Raw genomic sequence first — 25959 nt, 5'->3', positions numbered from 1 at the left:
CGTAACCGTCGTACCAATGACACGTGTCGATGGGAAGTGTTCATGTCAAGACTTTTCAGACCCTGACGGGTCGTCACCGTCGCTTCACGGCATGTTTGATTACGTGCCCATGACAGGTTTGTTGACGACTCCTCAACTCCCTTGTTCCACACCCGCCGATGACCCATCCTTTACTTCGGCTTGGGACGGGAACGCGACGTTCCGGGCCGTGCGCGCGACCTCGCGCGCACCCCCCACAGTCGTGCGCCCGACCCAGGCGCGCGGCGCCTAGAGGAGGACTCCCTCGTAATGGCACAACTGCGTAGCAGGAAGCTCCGGTTCGCCGCCGTCACCGGTCTGGCGACCGCCGCTCTCGTCGGCGGACTCACCACCCTCCCCGTCCAGGCCGCCCCGGCCGAGGGCAGGGTCCTGGCAGCCGGCTCCCCCACGGCGGTCAAGGACAGCTACATCGTCACCCTGAAGAAGAGCGCCGGCCTCAAGGCGGCGTCCAGCGCGGGCAAGAGCCTGATCAAGGAGTACGGCGGCACGGTCCGCAAGACCTTCGACACCGTGCTCAACGGATACACCGCCACCCTCTCGGCGACCGAGGCGAGGAGACTCGCGGCCGACCCGTCGGTGGCCTCCGTCGAGCAGAACCAGACCGTCCACCTGACCGACACCACGCAGTCGAGCGCCCCTTGGGGCCTGGATCGCATCGACCAGGCCGCGCTGCCGCTTTCCGGCACGTACACCTACCCGGACAGTGCGGGCAGCGGCGTGACGGCGTACGTCATCGACACCGGCGTCCGTATCACCCACAGCCAGATCAGCGGTCGTGCCTCCTACGGCTATGACGCGGTCGACGGCGACACCACCGCCTCCGACGGCAACGGCCACGGCACCCATGTGGCCACGACGATCGCGGGCACGACCTACGGCGTCGCCAAGAAGGCGAAGATCGTGGCCGTGCGGGTCCTCGACAACAGCGGTTCCGGCACCACCGCGGGCGTCATCGACGGCATCGAGTGGGTCACCGAGAACCACACCACGCCGGCCGTCGCCAACATGTCGCTGGGCGGTTCCGCCTCCTCCTCGCTGGACACGGCGGTCGCCAACTCCATAGCCGGCGGCGTGACTTACGCCGTCGCGGCGGGCAACAGCTCCGCCAACGCCTCCTCGTACTCCCCGGCCCGCGTCTCCACCGCGATCACGGTCGGCGCGACCACCAGCTCGGACGCGAGGGCCAGCTACTCCAACTACGGCTCGGTGCTGGACATCTTCGCGCCCGGCTCCTCCATCACGGCGGGCTGGAACACCAGCGACACCGCGACCAACACCATCTCCGGTACGTCGATGGCCACCCCGCACGTCGCGGGCGCCGCGGCGGTCTACCTCGCGGGCCACACCTCGGCCACCCCCGCCCAGGTCGCCACGGCCCTGGTGAACGGCGCCACCTCCGGCGTGGTGACCAGCGCGGGCTCCGGCTCCCCCAACAAGCTCCTGAAGCTCGTGCCGTAGCGACGGCACCAGGGGCCCGCCCGGCCTGAACCGCGGTTCCCCGGAGGCATTCGACGCCTCCGGGGAACACATGTTTAGAGCTGGATGAGAACAGGCGTGGGAGAGTTCGTCTCTTGACTCCCCTCTTGCGCTGCGCGACATTGAAGCCCGGCATCCGGCGCGCTGGGGGGCAAAGTCGCCAATGCAGACCATCCGTATCAAGAGACTCACCAAAAGACCTTCGGCCGACGGCGGTTCGTCGGCGGACGGCGCCGAGCGGGCGCGATCAGGACCGGGGAGGGACCTGTCGCCACTGCTCGCGGGCGCCGCGACGGCCGTGGGGGGATTCGGCGCGCTGCTCGCGCTGGCCGACTCGGGCTCACCTCTGCGCGGGCCGCTCACCCTGTTTTTTCTGCTCGCCGCGCCCGCCACTGCCATCGGGGCCGCACTGCGCGGGCTGGAGCCCTTCGGCCGCACACTCGCCGCGGTCGCGGGCGCAATTGTTCTCAACATGCTGGTGGCACAGGGCATGTTGGCCGTTCACCGCTGGTCGGTGCGCGGCGGAATCATCGCAGTGACCGTGATCAGTTTTCTGATTCTTCTGGGTTCTGTAACGGTCAAACCAACAAAAACGTGAGGCCTCGTTCCAGGTCTTGCCATACGGGTTCAATCGTCAATACCGTCGTACATCTCACCCGCACCGGTCCATCATCGAGCGGCCCAGGGGAGGGCTCAGGACCGCGATGGTTCCCGGCGTGGGGCGCGGTAGGGGGGTGCCGTGCTCGGTGACCGCACTTGTGACCGGGTCGTGCCGCGCGACCGTCTGCCGTTCCACGGCAGACGGGCAGCTTTGCCAGCTCGCCATCGGCGTGCACGGAGATCCATTTCGTCATGCCACAGGCGTGAAACCCCCCTTTCGAACCGGACAGACAACCGGGCCGCCCAGGGGCGGGCGGTCCACCGGACGAGAGGGACCAGACTCATGAGTTCTGTTCTGCGGCCGGCGGCCACGGGCCAAGGCCCGTCACTTGCCGGCCGATACCGGCCGATCTCCTCTCACCTGGCCATCGCGCCGCCGGTGAGCGTGGTGATTCCCGCCATGAACGAGGCGGAGAATCTCCCGTACGTGTTCAAGACACTTCCGGACTGGATACACGAAGTCGTGCTGGTGGACGGCAATTCCACGGACGACACCGTCGAAGTGGCCCGGGACCTGTGGCCGAACGTCAAGGTCGTCGAGCAGCAGGGCAAGGGCAAGGGGGATGCCCTGATCACCGGGTTCGAGGCGTGCACCGGCGACATCATCGTGATGGTCGACGCGGACGGCTCGGCCGACGGCAACGAGATCGTGTCGTACGTGTCCGCCCTGGTCTCCGGCGCGGACTTCGCCAAGGGGTCGCGCTTCGCCAACGGCGGCGGCACCGACGACATGACGTTCATCCGCAAGCTGGGCAACTGGGCGCTGTGCACCATCGTCAACCGCAAGTTCGGCGCCCGCTACACGGATCTGTGCTACGGCTACAACGCGTTCTGGCGGCACTGCCTGGACAAGATCTCCCTGGACTGCACCGGTTTCGAGATCGAGACCCTGATCAACATCCGGGTGGTCAAGGCGGGACTCAAGGTGCAGGAGATCCCGAGTTACGAGTACCTCCGCATCCACGGCGCGAGCAATCTGCGGGCCGTGCGGGACGGGTTCCGGGTGCTCAAGGTGATCCTCAAGGAGCGGTCGAACCGGCGCGAGCTGCGCAGTCAGGAACGCCACTCGCCGATGCTCGACTCGGTGCGGGGAGAGGTGTCTTGAGCGGTCTCGACATCTCCGTCGTGATCTGCGTCTACACCGAGGATCGCTGGGAGGACATCCTCGCGGCGGTCTCCTCGGTGCGCGCGCAGTCCCGTCCCGCGCTGGAGACGCTGCTGGTCGTCGACCACAATCCGGCTCTGCTGGACCGGCTCACCAGGGAGTACAAGGACTACAGGGAGACCGGTGAGGTCCGCGTGCTCGCCAACGCGGGCCCCCGCGGGCTGTCCGCCGGCCGCAACACCGGTATCGCGGCCGCGCGGGGTGAGGTGATCGCGTTCCTCGACGACGACGCCGTGGCCGAGCGGGAGTGGCTGCGGCGTTTCGCCGAGGGGTACGCGGACCCGCGGGTGATGGCCGTCGGCGGCCGTACGATGCCGATCTGGGCCTCGGGCCGCCGCCCTGCCTGGTTCCCGGAGGAGTTCGACTGGGTGGTGGGCTGCACGTACAAGGGGCTGCCGCCGGGCCTGGTGCGGGTGCGCAACGTCCTGGGCGGCAACGCCTCGTTCCGCCGCACGGCCTTCGACACGGCGGGCGGCTTCGCGACCGGTATCGGGCGGGACGGCGACAAGCGCCCGCTGGGCTGCGAGGAGACGGAGCTGTGCATCCGCCTGACCCGTGCCAGACCGGACGCCATCCTGCTGATCGACGACCGTGCGGTGATCCATCACCGGGTGCCCGAGGCGCGTGAGCACTTCGGGTACTTCCGCACGCGTGCGTACGCCGAGGGTCTGTCCAAGGCGCTGGTGGCGCGAAGTGTCGGGGCCGAGAAGGGACTTGAGTCCGAGCGCCGGTACACCACCCGGGTGCTGCCGGCCGGTGTGGTGCGGGGGCTGCGGGACGCCGTGCTGGCCCGGCCGGGTGGTGCGGGGCGGGCGGGCGCGATCGTCGCCGGGGTGCTGACGGCGGCGGGTGGGTACGTGGTGGGGAGCGTCCGGGCCCGCAAGGGCGGTGCCACGTTCTCCGTGGTCGGGATCGAGGGGGGATCTCAATGAGCGAAGCGCCCGTACCGGTTCTCATGTACCACTCGGTCGCGACCGCGCCGAACGACGCCACACGCGCGCTGTCGGTCGCGCCGGAGGCGTTCGCCGAGCAGATGGCGATGATCGGCGACCTGGGGCTCACCCCGGTCAACACGGCGACTCTGGCAGCGAGTTGGCGCTCCGGTCGCGCGCTGCCGCCGCGTCCGGTGCTGATCACCTTCGACGACGGTTACGAGGGGGTGCACCGGCATGCGCTGCCGGTGCTCGCCAAGCACGGCTTCGCGGCCACGCTGTTCGTCTCCACCGGCTGGATCAAGGGCGCGTACGACACCGGGGGCGGCCTCGACACGATGCTGGACTGGGAGCAGGTGCGCGAACTGGCCGCCACGGACGTCGAGATCGGCGGCCACAGCCACACCCACCCGCAGCTCGACCAGCTCGACGACGACGCGCTGCGGCACGAGCTGATCCACTGCAAGGAGATCGTCGCCGACGAACTGGGCACCGTCCCGGTCTCCTTCGCCTACCCCTACGGCTACTCCAGCCGCCGGGTGCGCCGGGCGGTCCGCGAGACGGGGTACGCCCAGGCGCTCGCCGTCGGCAACGGCCTCGCGCGCCGCAGGCAGGGGCCGTACGCCCTGCAGCGTGTGACCGTGCGCCGCGGCACGGGCATCGAGGAGTTCGAGCGGCTGGTCGAGGGCCGTGCGATCGCCCGCACCTTCGCCGGGGACCGTGCCCTCACCAAGGGGTACGCCCTGGTCCGCAGAGCACGACAGATCCGCCGGAAGGCCATCCGTTCCCGTGTCTGACACGACCACGACGACCGAGGCGAAGCAGCCCGCGACCGAGGCGCCCGAGCAGTCCGGGCGCCGTCTTCGGCTGCCCGGGATGGGCAGTTCCAAGGGCGGCAGTCCACTGTTCCGCAACGCCTACGCCCTGATGCTCAACACCGGTATCTCCGCGGTACTGGGCCTGGGCTACTGGCTGATCGCCGCCCGCTACTACTCCGAGTCCGCGGTGGGCCAGGGTTCGGCCGCGATCGCCGCGATGAAGCTGCTGGCCGGGCTGACGGCGGTGACGCTGACCGGTGCCCTCGCCCGCTTCATCCCGGTCGCCGGCCGCGCCACCGGACGCCTCATCTTCCGTACGTACGCGGCGAGTTGTGTGGTGGTGTCGTTCGCGGCGGGGATCTTCCTGCTGACCCTCAGCACCTGGGGGCCGTCGTACCACTTCCTGCACGGGCCGATCAAGGGCCTCGGCTTCATCATGGCCGTGGCCTCCTGGAACCTGCTGACGCTGCAGGACGGGGTGCTGACCGGGCTGCGGAGTGCGCCATGGGTGCCGGTCGGCAACACGGTGTTCTCGGCGGTGAAGCTGGCGCTGCTGGTCGGACTCGCCGCCAGCATGCCCACGACCGGTGTGTTCGTCTCCTGGGTGCTGGCGATCGCCACCTCCGTGGTGCCGCTCGGCCTGCTGGTGTTCCGGCGGCTGGTCCCCCGGCACATCGAGGCCACGGCGGACCACGCGAAGCCGCCGACGCTGAAGGAGATCGGCAGGTTCCTGGCGGGCGACTACACCGGCTCGCTGTTCTCGCTCGCCGTGGTCTATCTGATCCCGGTGATCATCGCTTCGCAGGTCAGCTCCGAGGACAACGCGTACTTCTACATCACCACGACGATCGGCGGCACGGTCAACCTGCTGGCCATCAACATGGGCGCCTCGCTGACCGTGGAGGGCTCGCACGACCCGGGCCGGCTGTCCGCCAACACCCGGGCGGCGCTCAAGCGGATGGCGCGGATCATGCTGCCGATCTGCGGACTGCTGTTCCTCGGCGCGCCGTGGATCCTCGGCGTGTTCGGCCAGGGCTACGCGGACGCGGCGACGCCGCTGCTGCGCTGGTTCGCGGTCGGCGCGCTGCTCAGGGTCGTCATGGAGACGTACTTCGCGGTGCTGCGGGCGCAGAGCCGGACCGCCGGACTGGCCTGGCTGCAGGGCCTGTTGTGCGTCCTGGTGCTCGGTCTGACGCTGCTGCTGCTCCCCCGCATGGGGCTGACCGGCGCGGGCGTCGCCGAGATCTCCTCGCTCGCGGTGATCGTCACCATCGCGGCGCCCAAGCTGTACCGGACGGTCCGGGCCGCGCCGGCCGACGCCGTCCCGGAGGACACGGCACCCGACGGGGACCTGGCCGACCTGGGGGCGAGCGAGGTCCCGGCCACCGAGAAGCCCCGCAGGCGGGGGCCCGCCTGGGCGCTGGACACGGACACCCTCGCGCTCGGTATCCACGTCGACTTCGACCACCTGGAGCGTCGCCCCGACGTCCGCCCCGGCCCGGGCACCCCGCCCGCCGGCACCCCCGTCGTACGCGTCGACCACCGGCCGACCTGGGCGAAGAACCCGGAGGTCGGGCTGCCCGTCGAGATGGGGGTCCCCCCGCGCGAGCGAAGCCGAGCGTGGGGGAGCGAACCGGGTTCCGAGGCCTCCCTGGGACCCGCCGAGACGGAGGTGGACGCGCCCTTCGAGTCCGAGTTCGAGCCCGGCTTCGACGCGGGGTTCGACAGGGGCCTGCACGCTCGCCTCGACGCGGGCGAGAAGGTCGTACGGGAGGCGGAGGCGTCGCTCGTACCGGAAGAGGCGCCCGTGTCGGGGGCCGAACCGCCGCCCCTCTCCTGGCGGGAGCGGCTGCGGCCCACCCGTCTCGGCGTCGTCCTCGGCTGTCTGCTGGTGGCCGCGCTGCTGCTGTACTGGGTGCCCGCGCTGCGCCTGGGCGAGGCCGATCTGGACCGGATGGGCGGGCTCGGCCTGATCTCGGTGCTGCCGCTGCCGACACTGATCGGGGCGGCGCTGCTGGTCGCGGTGTTCGCCTCGCTGCTGTGGCTGGGCCGGGAGCACAAGGCGCTGCTGCTGGTCACCCTGGTGGCGACGGTGGTGTCCCTGCATGCGCTGCCCGCGGTGATCGAGACCGAGCCGCGCTTCCCGACGGCCTGGCAGCACCTGGGGTTCCTCGACTACATCGACCGCACCGGGTCGGCCGTACCGGACCTGGACGCGCGCTGGAGCTGGCCGGGCTTCTTCGCGGTGGCCGCGTTCGTCACGAAGGCCTGCGGGGTCACCGACCTCACCGAGCTCATCCGCTGGTGGCCGCTGACCATCCAGCTCCTGTATCTGGCCCCGATGTTCCTGCTCGTGCGCTCGCTGCGGGCGAGCTGGCGCGCCAAGTGGACCGGCATCTGGATCTTCGTGCTCAGCAGCTGGGTGGGCCAGGACTACTTCTCCCCGCAGGGCTTCACCTACCTCCTCTACCTCGCCTTCGTCACCATCCTGCTGGTCTGGTTCCGTGAGCCGCGGGTGATCTGGACGAAGAGGCGGCCGGGTGAGGCGGAGGTCGAGCCGGCGAACCGGCGCCAGAAGGCCGTCCTGCTCGGTGTGCTGATCGGCCTGTTCATGGCGAGCGTCCCGGCGCACCAGCTCACCCCGTTCGTGATGCTGGGCGTGCTCGCGGTGCTCGTCCTGATCGGCAGGTCCGAACTGCGCGGCCTGCCGATCCTGTTCGCCGTGGTGGTGGCGGTGTGGATCGGCTTCATGGCCGAGCCGTACTGGTCCGGGCACTTCAACGAGCTGTTCGGCGGGGTCGGCGGCGTCGGCAGCAATGTCTCCACGTCGGTCTCCGGCCGTATCCAGGGCGGCGACTCGACCCACAAGCTGGTCCTGTACGCGCGGGTGCTGCTGGCCGGCGCCGTGATGGCGTTCGCCTGCTGGGGCTGGTGGCGGCGGCGCGACCACAAGTACCGGGAGCGCTCGCTGCTGGTGCTGACGTTCGTCCCGTTCCTGGGCTTCGGCATGCAGTCCTACGGCGGCGAGATGGCCCTGCGCGTCTTCATGTTCGCGGTGCCGGGCGCGGCCCTCCTCGGCGGCCTCGCCCTGTTCCCGCGCACCGGCGTCACCGCCGAGGAACGCGACAAGGACCGCGTGAGCCTCGCCCCGCTGGCCGCGCTGATGGCGGGCCTGGTCCTGATGGGCGGCTTCCTGGTGGCCCGTTGGGGCAACGAGCCGTTCGAGCGGGTCCGGCCCGGCGAGGTCGCCGCCATGGACTACGTGTACGCCCACGACAACCCGTCCGTCCGGCTGCTGTGGCTGAGCAACGACACGGTCAACGACGTGACACCGGCGATGCCGTGGGGCGCGAAGGACATGGAGCGGGTCAACTACGTGCCCACGCTGGCGCCCGCCGACCCGGTGCTGGTGTCGGGCCTGGTCAAGGCGCTCAAGGACGCGGGCCCGAACTCGTATCTGATGGTCAACGAGAGCCAGACGACCTATCTCGAGATGGACGTGGGCTACTCGGAGACCTGGCAGCCGCGGCTGATCCAGAACCTGGACCAGCGGCCCGAGCTGAAGAAGGTCTACGTCAACGACGACGCCACCGTCTACGCCCTCAGGAAGCAGCCCGAGGGCAAGGTGGCGAAGCCGGATCCGGGTCCGATCGGACCGCAGATCACCTGGACGCCGTGGTCGGTCGTCGGCGCCCTGGCCGCTCTCGCGCTGATCGTGCTGCTGACGGCGCGCGAGGTGGTGCGGGTCGCGGTGCGCCCGGGCGTGCGGCAACTGCGGTGGCTGCAGAGCAGCTTCTGGTTCTCGCTGCCGCTGCTGGCGGTCCTGCTGGCCTCGCTGGTGCAGCGGTTCCTGACGATGAAGTGACGCTGCGGTGGCTCAGCGCTCGAGCCACCGCACCTCGTACGCCTGCATCTCGAACCGCTTCCCGTCGACCTTCGCGCTGATCGACCGGTCGAGGGTGTTGACCACCAGGACGGTCCTGTCGGTGGCGAGGACGCGGACGTTGGGCACGTCGTCCGCGGCGACGGAGACGGTCGTGTACTTCGTGCCGGGCGGGAAGGCCCGGTGGAAGCGGGAGATGAGGTCGAACATGGGCAGCTTCCTGCCGCCGTCCGCGCTGTCGGTCGGCGTCCACATGCAGCCCGCGCAGTCGCTGCCCTTCTCGTCCTCCGGGTTCCAGTAGAAGCCGGAGGAGGCGCCGCCTTTGACCATGGCGATCATCCCGGCGGCCTGGACGGCGGCGCGGCGGGTCTCGGACCAGCCTTTGCGGTCGTCGTTCCCGTCGGCGGGCTCGACGTAGTACTCGGACCACCACAGCGGGAGGTTGCCGGTCCGCTGCCGCACCCACGTGCCGACGGCGGTGAACTTGTCGGTCGCCGCGAACTCGTTCGGCAGCATCTCGTCGTCGTTGGTGTAGCTGGAGCCGTCGACGACGACGAAGTCGGCGCCCGCCTTGTTCCTGTTCCAGTAGTCGAAGGCGTCGAGGACGCGCTGGTCCATGGCGCCCCACGGGCCCTTGAACGTCTTGGACGCCTCGTCGGCGCGCGGGTCGACACTGTCCATGACCAGGTACGGCCCGCCGACCATGATGTCCTTGTCGACCTTCTTCAGGGCCCGGTAGACCAGGTTGTAGAGCCTGGTGTAACCCTCGTAGTCCCAGCGGCCCTTGGCATCGCTCCAGAAGCCCTTGAACTCGTTCCAGACGATGAAGTGGCGTACGTCGGGATAGCGCTTGGCGACGGTCGCGGCGAGCGCGGCGAAGTCCCCGTAGTGCTCGGGCCGCGGGGCGGTCTCCAGCGCGGCCTGGCTCCAGTTCGTGTTGTCGACGCCGGCCTTGCCGCCCTTCATCCAGTCCGGGGAGCAGCACAGGGTGACGACCGGGGTGCCGCCGGACTTGCGGATGAAGTCGATACGGCGGTCCATCGCGTCGAAGTCGTAACGGCCCTTCACCGGCTCGGGGTTGTCCGCGCCCCAGCCCATGAGCGCCTGGTCCTGCGGCATCCCCCCGGCGTCCGAGAGCAGCCCCTCGACGCGCTCGGTGGCGGCGGAACTGCCCTCGTCGGCGCTGTACTGGGTGTGTGTGAAGCCCCAGCCGACCTCGGGCCTGTCCTGGTCGGGCGGGGTCACCGGGGTGCCGTGCACCGTGTCGCCGTTGCGCGAGGTGCCCGCGGTGCCGGCGCCGCCCCCTGGAAGCGTGTTGATCAGGGTCACGACCAGAGCCAGTGCGGCGACACCCACGCCGAGCAGCGCGGTGAGCCGCCACCGTCGCGCCCCCGAAGTCCACTCATGACGTCCCATCGAGGGAAACAGTAACCGGCGGAATGCCAGGTATGGCAGATGTTGTAGCAAACAGACACCGAGGACAGAGCGGGGGAAATCCAGTGCGCGCAGCGCCCGGGTGCCGGATCATGGACGCCATGTCTGCGAACCCATACGACGCTCTGCCGATCCGGCTCAACGTCGACGACAGCGACTCGCCGTCCGACGTCGTCGACGCGCTGTTCCTCGGCCGCTTCGCGACGGGCGAGCAGCCGTACTCGCATGCGGCGAACATCGACCGCGTCCGGTCCGGGGCGACGCTGCTGCCGCCGGGCGCCCGGGTGCTGCGCATGGCCCGTGACGACGACCGCAGCGCGACGCTGGCGGAGGGCGAGGGCTGGACGCTGCTGATCTCCCGCTGGAACCGCGGCGCCGACGTCACGGTGACGGCGACCAGCGCCGAGCTGGCGCAGAAGGTCCTCGACCAGGCGACGGAGGGTGCGGCGGACGAGCCCGAACCCCAGCCGGAGAACGTGACGATGGGCTTTTGGTACGTCTCCCCGAGGCGCGGCCCGCACCGCACCACCCGGCAGATCTCCGCGGGCACCTGGGACGAGGTGCGGGAGAACTACACGGCGCCGGTGGCGGACGCGATGGACCGACTGATGAGGACGACTCCGGAGGACATCGCGGGCCGACTGCTCCTGCTGCACGGCCCGCCGGGCACCGGCAAGACCTCGGCCCTGCGCACGCTGGCCCGTTCCTGGCGGGACTGGTGCCAGGTGGACTGCGTGCTCGACCCGGAGCGCCTGTTCTCCGACGTCGGCTATCTGATGGACATCGCGATCGGCGAGGAGGACGGGACGGGCAAGGGCCGCTGGCGGCTGCTGCTCCTGGAGGACTGTGACGAGCTGATCCGCGGCGAGGCCAAGCACACGGCGGGCCAGGCCCTGTCGCGGCTGCTGAACCTGACCGACGGCCTGCTCGGCCAGGGCCGCAACGTGCTGGTGGGCGTGACGACCAACGAGGACCTGGAGCGTCTGCACCCGGCCGTGGTCCGCCCGGGCCGCTGTCTGGCCCGTATCGAGGTGGGGCAGCTGACCCGCGCGGAGGCGGTGAACTGGCTGGGCACCGAGGAGGGCGTGGGCCGCGAGGGCGCGACCCTGGCGGAGCTGTACGCACTGCGCCGGGGCACCTCGCCGACCGCCCTGCCGGAACCGCGGGACGGGGCGGACGCCGGGCTGTATCTCTAGGCGACCGGTGTTTTGATGGACGTATGACCCTGTTCGTCGGAACGTCGGGGTGGCAGTACAAGGACTGGCGGGAGGTCTTCTACCCCGCCGGTGTGCCCATGCGGCTGTGGCTGGAGGAGTACACGGAGCACTTCGCCACGGTGGAGATCAACAACGCTTTCTACCGGCTGCCGACACGGGAGAACTTCGAGGCGTGGCGGGAGCGCGTGCCGCGGGACTTCGTGGTGGCGGTGAAGGCGAGCCGCTACCTCACCCACATCAAGCGCCTCAAGGATCCCGAGGAGCCGGTCCACCGTCTGATGAGCCACGCGACGGGCCTGGGCGACCGTCTGGGGCCGGTGCTCCTGCAACTCCCGCCGACGCTGAAGGCCGACGCGGGGCTGCTGGACGCGTGCCTGGCCTGCTTCCCCTCGTCGACCCGGATCGCGGTCGAACCGCGTCACGACTCCTGGTGGACGAAGGAGGTCCGCAAGGTCCTGGAAGCCCGGGGTGCCGCCCTGTGCTGGGCCGACGTCCAGGCCCGCCCCGCCACCCCGCTGTGGCGTACGACCGACTGGGGCTACGTCCGCTTCCACCAGGGCCGCGCCCACCCATGGCCGCACTACGGCCGCCGCTCCCTGGAAACCTGGGTGGACCGCATCGCCACCACCTGGTCCGACCGCCGGGACGTGTACGCGTACTTCAACAACGACCCGGGCGGGGCGGCGGTGAAAGACGCGGTGACTTTCAGCCGGGCGGCAACCAGAGCTGGCCTCACGGTGACCCGCACACCGGAACTGGCTGCGCGGCGCTGACCAAAGCGCCCCGACAGGGGCGCGGGGAACTGCGCGACAAGCCACAGCGAACCTGTAGACGATCCACGGGCCGGCCGCAGTGCCAACAGCACCCCCGGGGGGACTGCTCACCCCCCGTAAGCCGCCCGCAGGGCATCCCGCACGGCGGCCAGCGCCGCCTCCTCCCCCACCGCCAGCCGCCGAGCCCGCTCCACGTAGGCCTGGGCCGCCAGGGCCAACTCCCGCTCCGCCGCCGAGCCCGCCGCAGCGACGAACGTACCGTTGCGCCCCCGCGTCTCGATCACCCCGTCGCTCTCCAGCGCCCGGTACGCCTTGGCGACCGTGTTCGCCGCGAGCCCGAGCGACTCGGCCAGCCCCCGCACGGTCGGCAGCCGGTAGCCCACCGGCAGCACCCCCGACCGCGCCTGCTCGGAGATCTGCGCCCGCACCTGCTCGTACGGCGCGGCACTGTCGTCGATGTGGATCTTCAAGGTCACGCTGCCGATTGTCCCGCACCGGCCCGAAAATGAGAGGCACCCGGGTGGGCCTTCCCCGTAGCGTGCGCCCAATGACAGTGACCGTGCGCGATCTACGCTCCGACGACCGGGCCGACGTCGAGGGTTTCGCCCATGTCCGCCACCTGGCCCTCCCGCACATCCTGTGGACCCCGGACGCCATCGTCCACCGCCTCGCCCACACCCACCCCGACGCCCGCTTCAGATCCCTGGTCGCGGAGGAGGACGGCGAGGTCGTCGGCACCGCCCAGGTACAACTGGCGTACGACAGCCCGGAGCCGGGCCAGGGCATGCTCAACATCTATGTGCACCCCGACCGCACCCGCCGCGGCGCCGGCCACCTCCTGGTCCGCGCGGCCGAGCAGCACCTGGCCGAGCACGGCGCGACCAAGCTGTTCGCCTGGGTCCTGGACGAGCCCGCGGGCCGGGCCTTCGCCGAACGGCGCGGCTACCGCGCCAGCCGCTTGGCCCACTTCCTCCGCCTCGACCTGACCGGCGGGACGCTTCCGCCGCTCCAGTCCCCGCCGCCGGGCGTCGAACTGCGCTCCGCGGCCGACTTCGCCGACGATCCGCGTCCGCTGTTCGAGCTGGATGCGCTGACGACCTCGGACGAACCGAGCGATGTCGACGCCGAGCTCACCGACTACGAGACCTGGATCGAGGAGAGCTGGAAGGCCCCGCTGCTCAACCGGGAGCTGACCACGATCGCGCTCGTCGAGGGCCGACCGGCCGCCTTCAGCGTGGCCTGGACGGACACCGCCACCGGCCGCTACGCGACCGCCATGACCGGCACCGCCCGCGCCCACCGCGGCCGCGGCCTGGCCAAGCTGGTCAAGAACGCCTCCCTGCACCGCGCCCGCGCCGCCGGATACACGGTGGCGCTCACGGGCAACGACTCCGAGAACGAGCCCATGCTCGCGATCAACAAGTGGTTCGGATACGAGATCTGCGCGTCGGAGGTGCGGTATGTCCGCGAACTCGCCTGACAGTCCACGGCAGTTGGACGTCGTCCTGGTCAAGGCGGGCCGGACGAAGATCCGTTACGGGGCGGAGCTGCTCGGCGACGACGGCACACGCGTCGTCGTCCGTGCGCTCTGGGCGGGCGACAGCGTCCGCGACTTCGGCTTCGTCCGCTTCGAGAGGGGCGACGTCTTCACGGAGTACTACTGGCGCGACCGCTGGTACGCCGTGAAGGAGGTCCGCGACTTCGAGGGCACCCTGAAGGGCTGGTACTGCGACGTCACCCGCCCGGCCACGCTCTCCGGCACGGAACTGGTCGTCGAGGATCTCGACCTGGACCTGTGGCAGTCCGCCGACGGCAGGGACGTACGCCGGCTGGACGAGGACGAGTTCGCCGAGAGCGGCCTGGCGGAGACGGACCCGGAGGCCGCGGCCGCCGCCGTCGCCGCCCTGGACGAGCTGGAGTCGCTGGCCCGCGAGGGCGGCTTCGACGCGCTGCTGGCCTGAGGGCTCACACCAGCGCCACCACCGCGTACCGCTCGTCCGTCACCTCCTTCCCCCACAGCTGCGCGTCCTGGGACAGCCGCTCCAGCCGCACCTCGGCGGCGAGCGGCGCCAGGAGGCCGGTGAGCACGTCGGCCGGTATGCCGACCGGCGTGACCGTCCCCCACACGCCCTCCACCAGCACCAGCCGGCCTCCGGGGCGCACCAGCTCCCGCCAGTGCCGCAGCACCCGGCCGGGCTCGGGCAGCGCCCACAGCAGATGCCGTACGAGGACGACGTCGAAGCGCTGCTCCCCCACCGGAGGCGCCGCCGCGTCACCGACCAGGAACGCCGCGTCACGTCCGGCCAGCTTGGCTCTCGCGAGGCCGACCATCGCGGGGGAGCTGTCCACCCCGGTCACATGGTGTCCCTGCTCGGATGCGAGGAGCGACAGGCTGCCGGTTCCACAGCCGAGGTCGAGGACGTCGCTCGGGCGCTCCGGCAGCCAGGAGCCGAGCCGCTCGGCCCAGGCGTCACGCACCCGCGGGTCGCGCAGACCGTGATCCGGTTCTTCGTCGAAGGAGGCGGCCTCCGCGTCCCAGTCCACAGCCGCCCAGCTCAGCGCGTCATTGTCGTTGGTCATGCGTCCAAGAGTGACACCCGCCACTGACAGTCGATTCGTGACAGCCACCACAGACAGACCCCGACCGATGAGTCACTCTCCCCGAAAGGGTCTACCTCCGTGAAAACGCGGAACCCGGTGGAACCTGAAGGAGGCAGCCATGCGCCGCACCACCGTGCAGAAGCCCCTGAGGAAGACGGACTCCCGCAAGGTCCGCGAGGAGGCCGACGCGCGCCCCTCCGGGCGCCCGGAGGTCCGCAAGGACATCGCACGAACGTGGTGGCCGGACGGCTGAGACAGCCGGTCCAGCCCATCAGTCAACTCAATCCAGCCGCTTGCGGTAGTGGATGCGGTCGTAGGGGCCGTCGACCCGCCGCTCGACGACCTCATAGCCGAACTTCGGATAGATCTTCTGGTTCTCCCACATCATCGCGTTGGTGTAGAGCCTGACCTCGGGCAGTCCGAGCGCACGCGCGCGTGCGTCCACGAACTGCAGCAGCCGTCGCCCCACGCCCCTGCCGTGCGCCTCGGGGTGGACGGCGATGTTGTCGAGGTACAGATGGTCCGCGCGCTCCTCGAGCACGACCAGGCCGATCACCGGGTCTCCCGTCACGAACACCTTCCCCGCGGCCACGTTCGCCGCGTGGTCCGCCTCCATGGGCTTCGGCACCACCCCGATGCGCTCGATGTAGTGGTGATAGGCGGCGTCGGTCACGGCCTTCACGGCCGGTACATCGGCGGCGACGGCCGCCCGGATCTCCTCGTCGGTCATGCCGCGCACGGTATTACCTGATCCCAGGCTGAGGACTCCCTTAACGGCACCATAAGGATCTCCATCACCCGCCTCCAGCAGGCGATTTCACGGTTTCTTGGGGCTAGCTTCTGATCGCGCCCCACGGGATTCGCCCCCGCGTCCCGCCCCGCGCGTCAGGACCGTTCCGAGGAGATTCCGCATGCCCGCACGCCGCCGCAAGGTCGCCGCTCTCACCGCCCTCGGCGCCGCCCCGCTCGCCCTGACCGTCCTCGCCGCCGGTCCGGCGTCCGCGCACGGCACGATGGGTGACCCGGTCAGCCGGGTCGCGCAGTGCTACGCGGAGGGCCCGGAGAGCCCGAAGTCGGACGCGTGCAGGGCGGCGGTCGCGGCAGGTGGCACCCAGGCGCTCTACGACTGGAACGGCATCCGGATCGGGGACGCGAACGGGCGGCACCGGACGCTGATCCCGGACGGCAGGCTGTGCAGCGCGGACAACGAGGAGTTCAAGGGGCTCGACCTGGCCCGCGCGGACTGGCCGGCGACGAGGGTGAGCGCGGGTTCGTACACCTTCAAGTACCGCGTGACCGCCCCGCACAGAGGCACCTTCAAGGTGTACGTCACCAAGGCCGGCTACGACCCGGCACACCCGCTGTCCTGGTCCGACCTGGACCTCGACCACCCGGTGGCGACGGCCACCGACCCGGTCGCCTCAGGCGGCTTCTACACCTTCTCCGGCACCCTCCCCGAGCGCTCCGGCAGGCAGCTTCTGTATGCGATCTGGCAGCGCTCGGACAGCCCGGAGGCGTTCTACTCCTGCTCGGACGTGAGCTTTGGTGGAAAAAACAGCGGCGGTGGTACGACGAGCGGCTCGTCCCCGGCGCCGACCGCCTCCGCCCCCTCCGAGCGGCAGATCGAGGCGGGTGCCGACAGGTCGACGGTCGAGCACCACGGTCACGGTGACGCCGGCGCGAGCACCTCCGCGGACCCGGCGACCGCCGCGGCCAACGGGCCCGAGGCGGCCGGGACGTCGGAGCACCTCGCCGAGACGGGTGCCGACGACAGCACCTCGTATCTCGCCATCGGTGGCGCGGCCGCCCTGGCGCTCGGTGCGGCGACGCTGTTCCTCTCGGTCTCCTCGGTCCGCCGCCGCACGACCGGCGACGGCGGACGGCACGGCCGCTGAGAGGGCGGAAAAGCGCGGGGCCTGTCCGGCGGCTCAGGTCGGACAGGCCCCGAGAGTGCGTCAGCTCAGTACCGACGCACAGGTGGTGGCGGAGGCACGCGCCGGGTCGAGGGCGTTGGCCACCTCATGGAAGGCGATCCGGTCGGTCAGTCCGATCAGGGCGTGCTCGGAGAGGTCGAGTGCGCACAGGTTCTGCAGCAGCACGTTGTGCACGTCGGAACCGCTCAGGAACTGACTGCTGTACGGCGTGACCACCTCGTCGTACTTGGTGGCGAGGACCGTGTAGTGGACGCCGGGGACCGTGTCGCCGCCCGCGTTGAGCTTGGTGAGGAAGGCGGATCCGACGATCTGGTCGGCGAGCCCGGGTGTCGAGGCGGAGATCAGGTCCGCGGCGCCGGGGAAGTACGGCAGCAGCTTGGTGAACCCGTCGAGGTCGGTGCCGTGGTTGTCGGGCGCGATACCGACGAGGGCGTTCACCTTGGCGGCTCCGCCGAGGAACTTGAGGTAGTACCGGGGCATCATGCCGCCCTGCGAGTGGCCGACGAGGTCGACCTTGGCGGCACCGGTCGCGGCGAGCACCTTGTCGACGTAGGCGGACAGCTGCTCCGCCGACTTGTCGATGGGGCCGAGGCCGTAGAAGACGGGGACGCCCGGCAGTTGGCCGTAGTCGAAGGAGAAGACGCAGTAGCCGCGGCCCTCCAGATACGGCGCGAGGGCCAGCCAGTTGTCGACGGAGTTGGCGAGGGTGCCGTGCACCAGGACGACGGGCCGGGAATGGGCGGCGGACGGCTTGCAGGAGTAGTCGTTCCAGCCGCTCGACGAGGCGGCGGCCGTGTCGGCGGCGTGGGCGGCGGTGGCGGGGACGGTGACGGCCGCGGCGGTCAGAAGCAGCGCGGTCAGGGGTCTGAGCACTCGTTTCCAGGGCAGCATCGTGTGATCTCCTTGCGGCTCAAGGGAGTTGCGATGGCCTTACGCCCTGTGATCCGGATCACGAAGGATGCTGTTCACTCGTCAAGTTACGGGCGAGTAGTGCAAGTGTGAAGTTACGCGTCAGTAAAAACTTCCAGTGATAACTGACTCGCCAGTAGCCGACGCCGAACCCTCACCAGGCGGGCCGGATGGGCCCATAGGGCGCAATACGTCCCAACTGCCCGCCCAGGGACCTCACTTCAGCCTCACCGAGCACGGCACTCCACTCCCGCACCACCTCCGCGGCAGCCTCCTCCGCGGCCCGCGTACAGGCCCATCCCCGCTCGGTCAGCACGATCAACTTGGCGCGGGCGTCCACGGGGTGCGCCCGGCGCTCGGCGTAGCCCTTCCGCACGATCTCGTCGACGAGCTGACTGGCGGCCTGCTTGGTGACGCCGAGATGGACCGCGAGGTCGGTGACTGTCGCGCCGTCCGGGGCGAGCCGCGCGAAGGCAAAGCCGTGCGCGGGGCGCACCCCCTCGAAGCCGCGGGCGACCACGCCCGCATTGATGCGTTGCGTGAGCTCACCGGCGACGGCGAGCAGGGCGGCGGACAGGGCCATGGCCTCGGAGTTGTGCACGGAGGCATTGAAACACCCTTGACGGAATGGTCAAGCAGCTTGACCATGAGAGAGGTAGTCAAGCTGCTTGACCATATGGATCGGAGTCAGCCATGCCCGTCATCCGCACGTCCGAAGCCGTCACCCACGAGATACACGGCGCTCGCTTCGTCTCGTACGCCACCCCGCTCGCCGGCAGCAAGGAGCTGTGCGCCTGGCGCGGTGAGATCCCCGCCGGGACCAAGGCGCCGGTGCACACGGTCAATCGTGAGGAGATCTTCCATCTCCTCATCGGCGAACTGCTCATCACCCTCGACGGCCGCACGGACCGCATCACCGCCGGTGACACGGTGATCGTCAACCCCGGTGCGGCCTTCGGCGTCGAGAACCCCACCGAGCAGACGGCGATCTCCTGGGTCACCACGTCCATCGGCCTGGAGGCGGTCCTCGCCGACGGCACCCGCATCACTCCCCCGTGGGCCAACTGAGGCCTATGCCGCCAGCGCCCCCGGCCGCAGCGCCCCCGGTCCGAACTTCGCCCGTACCCGGTCCGCGACCTCCTCGATGCGGCGGGCCTTCTCGTCCACCGGGTCGAAGGTGAGCTGGTAGGAGGCCTGTTCGGCGGGGCCGAGGGACTCGGCGCGGAGGGCGAGGGCGCGCACCCGGGCGCGCTGGAGGCCCAGGGACTCGTACATGTCGTACGCCGTCCGGGTCAGGGCGGCCGAGTGGGCGGTGGGTTCCTTGAGGGTGCGGGTGCGGGTCGTCGCGGTGCGGTCGGCGTAGCGCGCTGTGAGGGTGAGGGTGCCGCAGACCTTGTCCAGGGCGCGCAGCCGGGCGCCCAGTTCCTCGGCGGCACAGAGCAGCGCGCGGCGGTGCCGGTCCGGGGACAACTCGTCGCGGGTGAAGGGGCGTTCGGCGGCCAGGGAGCGGGAGACGGCGTTCGGGACGACCCGGCCGCGGTCCACGCCGTTCGCCTTCTCGTGCAGTTCGCGGGCCGCCCGCGCACCGATCAGGCGCTGGAGTGTGGAGAGCGGTGCGGCGGCGACCAGACCCAGGGTGTCGAGGCCGTACTCGTTCAGGGTGCGGGCGGTGGCCGCGCCGACACCGGGGAGCGCGGTGACCGGGCGGCCCGCGAGGAACTCGGCGATGCCGTCCGGATCGCCGGGGGCCTCGCAGGTCACCCCGGGCCCGGCCGCGCCCAGCGCCACCCGGGCCAGCATCGGGCCCGGTCCGGCGCCGATCGCGCAGTCGACGCCGTACAGGGCGAGGGCGCGCACCCGGATCACCGCCGCCAGCTCGACCGCGCCGCGCCCGAAGTACCGCTCGGCGCCCCGCAGATCGGCCAGCGCCGCGTCCGGCGGCAGCGCCTGGACGACCGGGGTGAACTCCTCCAGCAGCCCGAGCAGCCCCGGCAGCGCGGCCTCGGACGCCGAAGGCAGCTGGAAACGTACGCACACGATGGTCATCCCGCACTCCCCGGGCTCTGGTGCCACAACTTCCGTACCTGTGAGGGCTCTTGGCCCGCGGGCCGCAGATCGGCCCACGGGTTCATCTCGTATCCGGTGGGCAGCTGGATCCGCCTGCCGCGGGCCGAATCCCCGCCGCCCTCCGGCAGCGGCTGCGCCAGCCGCTTCGCCACCTCGTCGAGGCCGCCCTCGGCGCGCAGTTCGACCAGTTCGGCGAGGTTCCAGGCGGCGGCGCCCACCACGCTGAGGCTGCGCGGGCCGCGCCGCTGCACCACTCCGCGCACCAGCAGCAGCCAGGAGTGGAAGACGGTGTGGGCACAGGCGTCGTGGGAGTCGTCGAAGAAGGCGAGGTCGACCAGGCCCGTGCCGTCGTCCAGGGTGGAGAAGATGACACGCTTGCCGGAGCGGATCGGCGGGGTCTGCGTCGCCGCCTTGGCGCCCGCCACGAGGACCGTCTCGCCGTGTCTGGTCTCGCGCAGCCTGCGCGCGGAGACCACGCCCAGCTCGTCGAGGAAGGCGCGGTGATCGTCCATCAGATTGCGCGAGGCGTCCATCGACAGCACTCCCAGCTCGGCACTGAGCTTCTCCGCCTCCGACAGGTCCGGCAGCCCGGCAGACGCCGTCTTCCGCCCGCCCGCCAGCGGGAGTTGGCCGCCACCCGCACCCCGGGCACCCCGGTGCAGCTCGGTCAAGTGAAGTTGCAGATCACGGCGGTTGGCGCCGAAGGAGTCCAACGCTCCGACCTGGGCCAGCCTTTGGGCCAGCGGTCTGCTCGGCCGCGCCCGCTCCCAGAAATCCAGCAGCGAGGCGTACGGCTGCCCCTCCGCGATCCGCGCCGCCTCGGCCTCGCTGATGCCGTACACGTCGGAGAGCGCCAGCCGCAGCCCCCAGGCCTCCTTCAACCCCTTGGATCCCCTGGATCCCTTGGGCTCCTCCGATTCAGACACCAGTTCGATACGGTGTGCGACCGCCGACTTGTTCACATCCAACGGCAGCACCGGCACCCCGCGCCGCCGCGCGTCCGCCAGCAGCAGCCGCTTCGGATACATGCCGGGGTCGTGCGTGAGCAGCCCGGCATAGAAGGCGGCCGGGTGGTGCGCCTTCAGCCACGCCGACTGGTACGTCGGCACGGCGAAGGCGACCGCGTGCGCCTTGCAGAAGCCGTAACTGCCGAAGGCCTCGATGATCTCCCAGGTCCGACGAATCGTTTCTGCGTCGTACCCGGCCGCCGCCGCGTGCTGGGCGAACCACACCTTGATCCGGCCCTGCGACTCCGGGTCCGACAGCCCGCGCCGCACCCGGTCCGCCTCGCCGCGTCCGCAGCCGGTCATGATGGCCACGATGTCGATGATCTGCTCGTGGAAGACGACGACCCCGTACGTCCCCTTCAGCGGTTCCTCCAGGTCGGGGTGCGGATAACGGACCGGCGCCCGCCCGTGCCGCGCCTCGATGAACGGCCGCACCATGTCGGCGGCGACCGGGCCGGGGCGGAAGAGGGAGATGTCGACGACGAGATCGTGGAAGGTGGCGGGCTGCAGGCGTCCCACCAGGTCCCGCTGGCCCGGCGACTCGATCTGGAAGCAGCCCAGGGTCTCGGTGGAACGGATGAGCCGGTACGTCGCCGGGTCGCCTCCCTCGAGCGCGTCCAGGTCGATCCGCTCCCCCGTGGCCCGCTGCACCTCGGCGACCGCGTGCGCCATCGCCGACTGCATCCGCACCCCGAGCACGTCGAGTTTGAGCAGTCCGAGGTCCTCTACGTCGTCCTTGTCGAACTGCGACATGGGGAAGCCCTCGCCGCTGGTCGGCATGACCGGCGTACGGCTCAACAGGGACGCGTCGGAGAGCAGGACCCCGCAGGGGTGCATGGCGACTCCGCGCGGGAGGGCGTCGAGCGCCTCGACCAGTTCCCAGAGCCGTCCGTACCGCGCCCCTTCCCGCTGAAGCTCCCCGGCCAGTGCGCGTAGTTCGGGCAGTTCCTCCAGTGCCGCGCGGGCATCGCGGGCGCGGATGTGCGGGAAGGACTTGGCGATGCGGTCGATGTCGGCCGGGTCCATGGACAGGGCCGCACCGACGTCACGGATCGCGTGGCGGACGCGGTACGTCTCCGGCATCGCGACCGTCGCGACCCGCTCCTCGCCGAACCGGTCGATGATCGCGCGGTAGACCTCCAGCCTGCGCGCGGACTCCACGTCAATGTCGATGTCGGGGAGCACGACCCGCTCCTTGGACAGGAAGCGCTCCATCAGCAGTCCGTGCTCGACCGGATCGGCGTTCGCGATGCCGAGGAGATGGTTGACCAGGGAGCCCGCTCCGGAGCCGCGGGCCGCCACCCTGATGCCCATCTTCCGTACGTCGTCCACCACTTGAGCGACCGTCAGGAAGTAGGAGGCGAAGCCGTGGTGGGCGATGATGTCCAGCTCCTGGTGCATCCGCTCCCAGTAGGCGCGCCTGTCGGAGTAGCCGTGCAGCACCATCCCGGCCGCCGCCCGCGAGGCCAGTGCCCGCTGGGCGGTGCGGCGGCCGGCGCCGACGAGGTGCGGCTCGGGGAAGTGGACGGCGCCCATGCCGAGGTCGTCCTCGGGGTCGACCAGGCACTCGGCGGCCGTCGCCTGCGTCTGCTCCAGCAGCCGGTGGGCGGTGTCGCGCCGGTAGCCGGCGGCCTCGACGATCCGCTCGGCGGTGTGCAGCATGTCGCCCGCACCCTTGAGCCAGGCCTCGCCCGAGTCCAGCTCCTTCGTCGGGTCGACGGGGACCAGTCGGCGGGCCGCGTCCAGGACGTCGGCGACCGGGCCGAGGCCGGGGTCGGCGTAGCGGACGGCGTTGCTGAGCACCGGGCGGATGCGCTGCTCGGCGGCGAAGCCGAGGGTGCGGGCGGCCAGGCGCAGGGAGCCGGGGCCGGTGCCCTTGCGGCCGTGCCAGAGCGTCTCGAGGCGCAGGGCGTCGCCGTAGACCTCGCGCCAGGGGGCGAGCAGCCTGGCCGCGCGGTCGGGGCGGCCGGCGGCGAGGGCACGGCCCACGTCGGAGGCGGGGCCGAGCAGGACGGTCAGGCCCTCGGCACGGTTGTCGGTCCAGGGCAGCAGGGGCGGGCCGTCGGCGGAGTGCGCCGCGGTGACCAGGCGGCACAGGTCGGCCCAGCCGCGGGCGCCGTCCCGGGCGAGGAAGGTGACGCGGGGAGTCGACTCGTCGATGAAGGCACCGCCGCGTACGGGGGTGCGGCGCCGTTCCCGTCGTACGGGATCGTCCTCGCGCAGCCGGGCGGGCTGCTGCACCGCCAGTTCCGCGCCGAACAGCGGGCGGACGCCCGCCCCGGCGCAGGCCTTGGCGAAGCGGACCGTGCCGGCGAGGGTGTCGCGGTCGGTGAGGGCGAGGGCGTCCATGCCCCGCTCGGAGGCGCGCTCCGCCAGCCGCTCCGGGTGCGAGGCACCGTAGCGCAGGGAGAACCCGGAGACGGTGTGCAGATGGGTGAAACCAGGCATCCGCACCTCCCGCTGTCTGAGCCGTCTCCATTATCGAACATCAGTTCCCGACTGCCTCACCTCCACCATAGACCAAAAACCGAACGAGTGTGCGACAACCGTTCGGCCCTTCCCCACCTGCGGAAACGTGCGCCGCCCCGGACGGTGAGGACATGGCACAGAGGAGCTTTCTCGCCGAGGTGAAGGACGCGGTCACACCGCGCGCCACGCTGCTGGTCGTCGGTGTGATCGCCCTCCAGCTGCTGTTCATCGCCTCCTATGTGGGCGCGCTGCACGACCCCAAGCCCAAGGACGTGCCCTTCGGGGTCGTCGCCCCCAAGGCCGCGGCCGAGCAGGTGGTGGCCCGGCTGGACAGCCTGCACGGCTCGCCGTTCGACCCGCGGGTGGTGGCGGACGAGGCGACGGCGCGCGAGCAGATCCTGAACCGGGACATCGACGGCGCACTGCTGATCAACCCGGCCCGCACGGCCGACACGCTGCTGGTGGCCAGCGGCGGCGGCACCGTTCTCGCGAACACCCTCCAGCAGTACCTCACCCTCCTGGAGGCCTCTCAGCAGCGGACCGTCCGCACGGTCGACGTGGCCCCGGCCTCCGCCCAGGACTTCGACGGGCTGTCCTCCTTCTATGTGGTCGTGGGGTGGTGCGTCGGCGGCTATCTGTGCGCCTCGGTCCTGGCGATCAGCACGGGTGCCCGGCCCGCCAACCTGCGCCGCGCGGTGATCCGGCTGGTCATGCTGGCGCTGGTCTCGATCGTCGGCGGGCTCGGCGGTGCGGTGATCGTGGGCCCGATCCTGGGCGCCCTGCCGGGGAGCGTGCCGGCCCTGTGGGGGCTGGGGGCGCTGATCACCTTCGCGGTCGGGGCGGCGACGCTCGCGCTCCAGGGAATCTTCGGGATCGTCGGCATCGGCCTGGCGATCCTGCTCGTGGTGATCGCGGGCAATCCGAGCGCGGGCGGCGCCTTCCCGCTGCCGATGCTGCCGCCGTTCTGGAAGGCGATCGGGCCCGCGCTGCCGCCGGGCGCCGGAACCTGGGCGGCGCGGTCGATCGCGTACTTCAAGGGCAACGACACGACCGCCTCACTGCTGGTGCTGTCGGCCTGGGCGGCGGCCGGGATCGCGATCACGCTGGTCGCGGCGGTGCTGCGGGAGAAACGCGGCGCGGTCCGGCCGCGCCCCGAAGGGACACGGCCGGCCACAACGCGCCCGCAGAATTGAACACACCGCAGACAGTCAACTGCACATCCCGCGGAGCGACACGGCACGCGAAAGTCCCGCCCCTCGCGCGCAGGGGCGGGACTTCACACGACTTCACGCAACCGGCGGAGCCGACGATCAGCCGATCTGGGCACCCTCCGCCGACAGCGCCTCGGTGACCGGCTGGAAGAAGGTCTCGCCGCCGGAGGTGCAGTCGCCGCTGCCCCCGGAGGTGAGGCCGATCGCCGCGTCGCCGTCGAAGAGCGAGCCGCCGCTGTCGCCGGGCTCGGCGCAGACATCGGTCTGGATGAGACCGCTGACCGTGCCCTCCGAGTAGTTCACGGTGGCGTTCAGGCCGGTGACCGTGCCGGTGTGCACCTGGGTGGTGGAGCCGCTGCGGGTCACCTTCTCGCCGACCGTGGCCTCGGCGGCGTGGGTGATGGACTGCGAGGAACCGTTGTAGAGGTCGACCGCGCTCGGGTGGTCCACGTCGGCGGTGTACTTGACCAGGCCGAAGTCATTGCCCGGGAACTGGGAGTCGGCGTTCTCGCCGATCTGGTTGCCGCTGGAGTCCGACCAGGTCTTGATGGCGTCGGTGCAGTGCCCCGCGGTGAGGAAGTACGCCTCGCCGCCCTTGGTCACATTGAAGCCGAGCGAACAGCGCCCGCCTGAGCCGGAGATGGCGTCGCCGCCCGCGACGAAGGGCTTGAACTCCCCCTTCGAACGCTTGAGTTCGGCCTTGGCACCGAGCCCGTCGACGACCTTGGAGAGCTTGGCCCACTCGGCCTTGGAGACGGTCTTGTCGGCGGTGACGACGACCTTGTTGCTCACCGGGTCCGTCGACCACGAGGTGCCGGGGATGGTGGCGTCCTTGGTCAGCGTCGTACGGGCGGCGTCGAGTTCGGCGAGGGAGTTCTCGACGAGTCTCGCCTTGGCGCCGGCCGCCTCGACGGTCTTGGCGGCGGCCTGGTCGAGGACGTTCACGACGAGGCTCTTCGCCTTCGCGTCGTAATACGTTCCCGCCGCGTCGGCGCCGAGGTTCTTGCCGAGGGCCGAGGCGAGCTTTCCGGCCGCCACGGCCGACAGGGTCTCGGGCGCCGAGGTCTTCGCGGGCTCGCTGGCGTTCGCAGTCTGGAAGGTGACTCCCGCGGCCACCAGTGCGGCTATGCCCGCACCGGCCAGGGCTGCACGCCGCTTGGGTATGCGTCGGTGCTTCAACTCACGTCCTCCTGTGGGGGGTCGGTCCGGGAGGTTGTGGGGACCTCACGAACCGGAAGGCGTTGAACAGCGCCTACTATCCCGAGGACGGCAGGGAGCACACAAGGGCGTCTTCAGGACGCGCGTAGAACGCGGGATGTGCGCCCCCGCAGTTTTGACAGTCCACGGTCACCCCATGTCTTCGC

23 protein-coding genes are annotated in these 25959 nt (G+C 70.7%); 14 read left to right on the top strand and 9 right to left on the bottom strand.

What is annotated here, in order from left to right:
* Nucleotides 1-288 precede the first annotated feature (288 nt).
* From ABT254_RS08925 to ABT254_RS08900, 6 genes are all read left to right on the top strand, one after another.
* Nucleotides 289-1497 (top strand): S8 family peptidase, encoded by a 1209-nt coding sequence (locus ABT254_RS08925; RefSeq protein ID WP_351465763.1) that lies wholly within the window; start codon nt 289-291, stop codon nt 1495-1497.
* Between the two features lie 181 nt (nt 1498-1678).
* A complete protein-coding gene (locus tag ABT254_RS08920; RefSeq protein ID WP_351465760.1) occupies nt 1679-2113 on the top strand; it encodes a hypothetical protein in 435 nt (144 codons plus the stop codon).
* A gap of 345 nt (nt 2114-2458) precedes the next feature.
* Nucleotides 2459-3280: a glycosyltransferase family 2 protein gene (locus tag ABT254_RS08915; protein WP_351465757.1), complete on the top strand. Its 822-nt coding sequence runs from the start codon at nt 2459-2461 to the stop codon at nt 3278-3280.
* On the top strand, nt 3277-4272 hold the full coding sequence (locus tag ABT254_RS08910) for a glycosyltransferase family 2 protein (protein ID WP_351465754.1): 996 nt from the start codon (nt 3277-3279) through the stop codon (nt 4270-4272). The genes ABT254_RS08915 and ABT254_RS08910 overlap by 4 nt, the downstream gene beginning before the upstream one ends.
* The gene (locus ABT254_RS08905) at nt 4269-5069 is read left to right on the top strand and encodes a polysaccharide deacetylase family protein (RefSeq protein ID WP_351465751.1); all 801 of its coding nucleotides are present in this window, start codon (nt 4269-4271) and stop codon (nt 5067-5069) included. The genes ABT254_RS08910 and ABT254_RS08905 overlap by 4 nt, the downstream gene beginning before the upstream one ends.
* The gene (locus ABT254_RS08900; protein WP_351465748.1) at nt 5062-8955 is read left to right on the top strand and encodes a lipopolysaccharide biosynthesis protein; all 3894 of its coding nucleotides are present in this window, start codon (nt 5062-5064) and stop codon (nt 8953-8955) included. Before ABT254_RS08905 ends, ABT254_RS08900 begins: the two co-directional genes overlap by 8 nt.
* Nucleotides 8956-8967: 12 nt before the next feature.
* On the opposite strand, the gene ABT254_RS08895 is transcribed toward ABT254_RS08900, so the two are convergent.
* A complete protein-coding gene (locus tag ABT254_RS08895; protein ID WP_351465746.1) occupies nt 8968-10389 on the bottom strand; it encodes a GH39 family glycosyl hydrolase in 1422 nt (473 codons plus the stop codon).
* Between the two features lie 119 nt (nt 10390-10508).
* Between ABT254_RS08895 and ABT254_RS08890 the strand changes: the two genes are divergently transcribed.
* Together ABT254_RS08890 and ABT254_RS08885 are read left to right on the top strand one after the other, a co-directional pair.
* Nucleotides 10509-11603, top strand: coding sequence for a DUF5925 domain-containing protein (locus ABT254_RS08890; RefSeq protein WP_351465743.1), 1095 nt, complete (start codon nt 10509-10511; stop codon nt 11601-11603).
* Between the two features lie 23 nt (nt 11604-11626).
* Nucleotides 11627-12397: a DUF72 domain-containing protein gene (locus ABT254_RS08885; RefSeq protein WP_351465740.1), complete on the top strand. Its 771-nt coding sequence runs from the start codon at nt 11627-11629 to the stop codon at nt 12395-12397.
* Nucleotides 12398-12504: 107 nt separating this feature from the next.
* Here the strand turns inward: ABT254_RS08885 and ABT254_RS08880 are convergent, their stop codons facing one another.
* Nucleotides 12505-12873, bottom strand: coding sequence for a GntR family transcriptional regulator (locus ABT254_RS08880; RefSeq protein WP_351465737.1), 369 nt, complete (start codon nt 12871-12873; stop codon nt 12505-12507).
* Nucleotides 12874-12944: 71 nt separating this feature from the next.
* Between ABT254_RS08880 and ABT254_RS08875 the strand changes: the two genes are divergently transcribed.
* Both ABT254_RS08875 and ABT254_RS08870 read left to right on the top strand, forming a co-directional pair.
* Nucleotides 12945-13877 carry a GNAT family N-acetyltransferase gene (locus ABT254_RS08875; RefSeq protein ID WP_351465734.1) on the top strand — a complete coding sequence of 311 codons (933 nt, stop codon included), beginning with the start codon at nt 12945-12947 and terminating at the stop codon, nt 13875-13877.
* Nucleotides 13858-14358, top strand: a complete 501-nt coding sequence (locus ABT254_RS08870) for a ribonuclease FAU-1 family protein (RefSeq protein WP_351465731.1) — start codon at nt 13858-13860, stop codon at nt 14356-14358. The genes ABT254_RS08875 and ABT254_RS08870 overlap by 20 nt, the downstream gene beginning before the upstream one ends.
* A gap of 4 nt (nt 14359-14362) precedes the next feature.
* Here the strand turns inward: ABT254_RS08870 and ABT254_RS08865 are convergent, their stop codons facing one another.
* Nucleotides 14363-14977, bottom strand: a complete 615-nt coding sequence (locus ABT254_RS08865; protein ID WP_351465728.1) for a class I SAM-dependent methyltransferase — start codon at nt 14975-14977, stop codon at nt 14363-14365.
* A gap of 139 nt (nt 14978-15116) precedes the next feature.
* Between ABT254_RS08865 and ABT254_RS08860 the strand changes: the two genes are divergently transcribed.
* On the top strand, nt 15117-15251 hold the full coding sequence (locus tag ABT254_RS08860) for a hypothetical protein (RefSeq protein WP_107057611.1): 135 nt from the start codon (nt 15117-15119) through the stop codon (nt 15249-15251).
* A 27-nt stretch (nt 15252-15278) separates the two neighbouring features.
* Here ABT254_RS08860 and ABT254_RS08855 read toward each other — a convergent pair whose 3' ends face one another.
* Nucleotides 15279-15728 carry a GNAT family N-acetyltransferase gene (locus ABT254_RS08855; protein ID WP_351465725.1) on the bottom strand — a complete coding sequence of 150 codons (450 nt, stop codon included), beginning with the start codon at nt 15726-15728 and terminating at the stop codon, nt 15279-15281.
* Between the two features lie 181 nt (nt 15729-15909).
* Here ABT254_RS08855 and ABT254_RS08850 point away from each other — a divergent pair, with 181 nt between their 5' ends.
* Nucleotides 15910-16893 (top strand): lytic polysaccharide monooxygenase auxiliary activity family 9 protein, encoded by a 984-nt coding sequence (locus ABT254_RS08850; protein WP_351465722.1) that lies wholly within the window; start codon nt 15910-15912, stop codon nt 16891-16893.
* Between the two features lie 60 nt (nt 16894-16953).
* On the opposite strand, the gene ABT254_RS08845 is transcribed toward ABT254_RS08850, so the two are convergent.
* Nucleotides 16954-17823 carry an esterase/lipase family protein gene (locus ABT254_RS08845; RefSeq protein WP_351465719.1) on the bottom strand — a complete coding sequence of 290 codons (870 nt, stop codon included), beginning with the start codon at nt 17821-17823 and terminating at the stop codon, nt 16954-16956.
* Nucleotides 17824-17995: 172 nt separating this feature from the next.
* Nucleotides 17996-18442, bottom strand: a complete 447-nt coding sequence (locus ABT254_RS08840; protein WP_351465716.1) for a MarR family winged helix-turn-helix transcriptional regulator — start codon at nt 18440-18442, stop codon at nt 17996-17998.
* A gap of 92 nt (nt 18443-18534) precedes the next feature.
* Here ABT254_RS08840 and ABT254_RS08835 point away from each other — a divergent pair, with 92 nt between their 5' ends.
* Nucleotides 18535-18909 carry a cupin domain-containing protein gene (locus ABT254_RS08835; protein WP_351465713.1) on the top strand — a complete coding sequence of 125 codons (375 nt, stop codon included), beginning with the start codon at nt 18535-18537 and terminating at the stop codon, nt 18907-18909.
* A gap of 3 nt (nt 18910-18912) precedes the next feature.
* Here the strand turns inward: ABT254_RS08835 and ABT254_RS08830 are convergent, their stop codons facing one another.
* Together ABT254_RS08830 and ABT254_RS08825 are read right to left on the bottom strand one after the other, a co-directional pair.
* Nucleotides 18913-19887 (bottom strand): DNA polymerase Y family protein, encoded by a 975-nt coding sequence (locus ABT254_RS08830; RefSeq protein WP_351465710.1) that lies wholly within the window; start codon nt 19885-19887, stop codon nt 18913-18915.
* Nucleotides 19884-23363, bottom strand: coding sequence for a DNA polymerase III subunit alpha (locus ABT254_RS08825; protein WP_351465707.1), 3480 nt, complete (start codon nt 23361-23363; stop codon nt 19884-19886). Before ABT254_RS08825 ends, ABT254_RS08830 begins: the two co-directional genes overlap by 4 nt.
* Before the next feature lie 152 nt (nt 23364-23515).
* On the opposite strand from ABT254_RS08825, the gene ABT254_RS08820 reads away from it, so the two are divergent.
* A complete protein-coding gene (locus ABT254_RS08820; RefSeq protein ID WP_351465705.1) occupies nt 23516-24577 on the top strand; it encodes an ABC-2 transporter permease in 1062 nt (353 codons plus the stop codon).
* A 117-nt stretch (nt 24578-24694) separates the two neighbouring features.
* Here the strand turns inward: ABT254_RS08820 and ABT254_RS08815 are convergent, their stop codons facing one another.
* On the bottom strand, nt 24695-25774 hold the full coding sequence (locus ABT254_RS08815) for a S1 family peptidase (RefSeq protein WP_351465702.1): 1080 nt from the start codon (nt 25772-25774) through the stop codon (nt 24695-24697).
* Between the last annotated feature and the right edge of the window lie 185 nt (nt 25775-25959).

Source organism: Streptomyces sp. NPDC001137 (assembly GCF_040298885.1).
Lineage (GTDB): Bacteria > Actinomycetota > Actinomycetes > Streptomycetales > Streptomycetaceae > Streptomyces.
Note: the sequence above shows the minus strand (reverse complement) of the source record. Positions and strands in the feature narration are given on the sequence as shown.

What these genes read in the sequence shown, in the direction of transcription:
- ABT254_RS08925 (WP_351465763.1), top strand. Translation starts at nt 289, where the DNA reads ATGGCACAACTGCGTAGCAGGAAGCTCCGGTTCGCCGCCGTCACCGGT.
- ABT254_RS08920 (WP_351465760.1), top strand. Translation starts at nt 1,679, where the DNA reads ATGCAGACCATCCGTATCAAGAGACTCACCAAAAGACCTTCGGCCGAC.
- ABT254_RS08915 (WP_351465757.1), top strand. Translation starts at nt 2,459, where the DNA reads ATGAGTTCTGTTCTGCGGCCGGCGGCCACGGGCCAAGGCCCGTCACTT.
- ABT254_RS08905 (WP_351465751.1), top strand. Translation starts at nt 4,269, where the DNA reads ATGAGCGAAGCGCCCGTACCGGTTCTCATGTACCACTCGGTCGCGACC.
- ABT254_RS08895 (WP_351465746.1), bottom strand. Translation starts at nt 10,389, where the DNA reads ATGGGACGTCATGAGTGGACTTCGGGGGCGCGACGGTGGCGGCTCACC.
- ABT254_RS08890 (WP_351465743.1), top strand. Translation starts at nt 10,509, where the DNA reads ATGTCTGCGAACCCATACGACGCTCTGCCGATCCGGCTCAACGTCGAC.
- ABT254_RS08885 (WP_351465740.1), top strand. Translation starts at nt 11,627, where the DNA reads ATGACCCTGTTCGTCGGAACGTCGGGGTGGCAGTACAAGGACTGGCGG.
- ABT254_RS08875 (WP_351465734.1), top strand. Translation starts at nt 12,945, where the DNA reads ATGACAGTGACCGTGCGCGATCTACGCTCCGACGACCGGGCCGACGTC.
- ABT254_RS08870 (WP_351465731.1), top strand. Translation starts at nt 13,858, where the DNA reads ATGTCCGCGAACTCGCCTGACAGTCCACGGCAGTTGGACGTCGTCCTG.
- ABT254_RS08865 (WP_351465728.1), bottom strand. Translation starts at nt 14,977, where the DNA reads ATGACCAACGACAATGACGCGCTGAGCTGGGCGGCTGTGGACTGGGAC.
- ABT254_RS08860 (WP_107057611.1), top strand. Translation starts at nt 15,117, where the DNA reads ATGCGCCGCACCACCGTGCAGAAGCCCCTGAGGAAGACGGACTCCCGC.
- ABT254_RS08855 (WP_351465725.1), bottom strand. Translation starts at nt 15,728, where the DNA reads ATGACCGACGAGGAGATCCGGGCGGCCGTCGCCGCCGATGTACCGGCC.
- ABT254_RS08850 (WP_351465722.1), top strand. Translation starts at nt 15,910, where the DNA reads ATGCCCGCACGCCGCCGCAAGGTCGCCGCTCTCACCGCCCTCGGCGCC.
- ABT254_RS08845 (WP_351465719.1), bottom strand. Translation starts at nt 17,823, where the DNA reads ATGCTGCCCTGGAAACGAGTGCTCAGACCCCTGACCGCGCTGCTTCTG.
- ABT254_RS08835 (WP_351465713.1), top strand. Translation starts at nt 18,535, where the DNA reads ATGCCCGTCATCCGCACGTCCGAAGCCGTCACCCACGAGATACACGGC.
- ABT254_RS08830 (WP_351465710.1), bottom strand. Translation starts at nt 19,887, where the DNA reads ATGACCATCGTGTGCGTACGTTTCCAGCTGCCTTCGGCGTCCGAGGCC.
- ABT254_RS08825 (WP_351465707.1), bottom strand. Translation starts at nt 23,363, where the DNA reads ATGCCTGGTTTCACCCATCTGCACACCGTCTCCGGGTTCTCCCTGCGC.
- ABT254_RS08820 (WP_351465705.1), top strand. Translation starts at nt 23,516, where the DNA reads ATGGCACAGAGGAGCTTTCTCGCCGAGGTGAAGGACGCGGTCACACCG.